This is a genomic window from Flavihumibacter sp. CACIAM 22H1, from assembly GCF_001601815.1.
In the GTDB taxonomy this organism is placed as follows: Bacteria; Bacteroidota; Bacteroidia; order Chitinophagales; family Chitinophagaceae; genus Flavihumibacter.
On sequence record NZ_LUKG01000135.1, the window covers coordinates 1 to 1,778 of the forward strand.

2 protein-coding genes are annotated in these 1,778 nt (G+C 43.1%); both read right to left on the reverse strand.

Features of this window, described 5'->3' with window-relative positions:
- Positions 1-139: 139 nt before the first annotated feature.
- Positions 140-784, reverse strand: coding sequence for a hypothetical protein (locus tag A1D16_RS20995; RefSeq protein WP_290713431.1), 645 nt, complete (start codon positions 782-784; stop codon positions 140-142).
- 150 nt (positions 785-934) lie between these two features.
- A partial coding sequence (locus A1D16_RS21000) for a transketolase C-terminal domain-containing protein (RefSeq protein ID WP_290713434.1) occupies positions 935-1,778 on the reverse strand: 844 nt, incomplete at its 5' end.

A 1,778-nucleotide genomic window follows, 5' to 3' on the forward strand; every position in this document is an offset into this window, starting at 1 on the left:
CATATTCCAGACTTTTTGGGTGATTATAATCCACTAATCTATTCCAGCTTCCTGTTTTTTGTTATGATCTGAATCATAACAAAAAAAAGCAGGTAGTAGATACTACCCGCGTTCACACACATGAGAAATAAAGAAAGATTTATTGCATCTGTGCTTCGTGCAAAGGATGCTTACTGATAAGTTGAATTAGTTTGGCCTGCATATTTTCATTTCGGTAATTGTACCTGAACTCACATTCCTTAATATGCAAATAGAGTGTATTCCGGTTAACTCCTCTGAATTTCATTAAACGATTTCGCGTTAATCCCCAGAAACCCGAGATATCATCTCCATTGGTCGATGTTCCTGCAGAAAGCATATCTCTCCGGTAAAGCCGCCAGCTGTTGAAATCAGCAACCGCATGAATCGTCTGCATTTCACCTGAAACGGGTCCATTGTGCTGTTTTTGCCAGTTCAGTAAATGCTCCCGCGTTATATTTTCCAAACCTGTGGCATATACCTGCCCGTTATACCGGGTAAACCCAAAATAAGGGGTTTTAGGTAGTCCGGTCAAAGACCCGCGGATCGATACAAAGTTTTCGGGTAATTGGTGCGTTGGAAAAGAATCTTCACAGAACTGGGCCAACCGGGTTCGGATTAATTTAAGATATGCGTTGACGGTTACCCGGCTTACACTGGTAATAGCAGCAATTTGGGTAGCCGTTAAATCTTCGCAGAAATAATGTAGTATCTCCCGGCATTTTCTTTCTGAAAGGTGTGCACCTTTCAACATTCTATTTTTCATCGAGATAGGTTTGGTTTGCAGAATTTATACGAAATCATTCGGAGATAAATATCTACAGAACCAAGCGGACGAAAAACCTAAATCTACACCAGTGGAGTTAATACAGGATGAACTGACGGATCATGATGTTATAAAAACGTGAAAATGTACTTAGTACACTAAGAGTGTTTGCAGTCTTTTTTTCAGTTTTTCAGCGGAAGGAAGCATAGCTGCTTCGAGCCCGGCATTCATTGGAACAGCTGGCAAACTCAGTGCGCCCATTACTTCTACCGGTGCATCCAGCCATTGAAAGCAGGCATGTGTTATCCTGGATGCCAGTGCTTCGGCAAATGAGTTGTATTGTTGCTCTTCCGTAAGTACGAGGCATTTACCGTGTTTTTGAACGCTTTCAAAAACAAGCGCTTCATCCAGCGGAAAAAGGCAACGCAGGTCAATAATTTCAATTTGGCCCGGAAAGAAGCTGGCAGCAGCCAATGCCCAGTAAACCCCCATTCCATACGTAATAACCGTGCAGGTATCGCCTTTCCGGAGCATAGTTGCTGCAGCCTGCTGTACAATATTGGCCTTACCTAAAGGAATACGATAATCAGCCGCCGGCTCACTGGTTTTGGCGGTTTCTGTTCCGGGCAGCTTGCTCCAGTAAAGCCCTTTATGTTCCAGCATTATTACGGGATTGGGATCCAGGAAAGCCGATTTCATAAGGCCTTTCATATCCGCCGCATTAGAAGGATAAACTATTTTGATACCTTTTATACTTAACAGGGTAGACTCAATACTTCCACTATGGTAGGGCCCGCCTCCGCCATATGCACCGATCGGAACCCTAATCAATGTTTGAACAGGATATTTCCCGCAACTGAGATAACAGGATTTAGACAATTCAGAAACCAATTGATTTAGTCCCGGATAGATATAATCCGCAAACTGAACTTCTACAATGGGTTTAAGGCCAACTGCACTCATTCCGGAAGTAGACCCGATGATATAAGCTTCC

Excerpts from the sequence above, each read along its gene's own strand:
- A1D16_RS20995 (WP_290713431.1), bottom strand. The coding sequence starts at position 784 with ATGAAAAATAGAATGTTGAAAGGTGCACACCTTTCAGAAAGAAAATGC.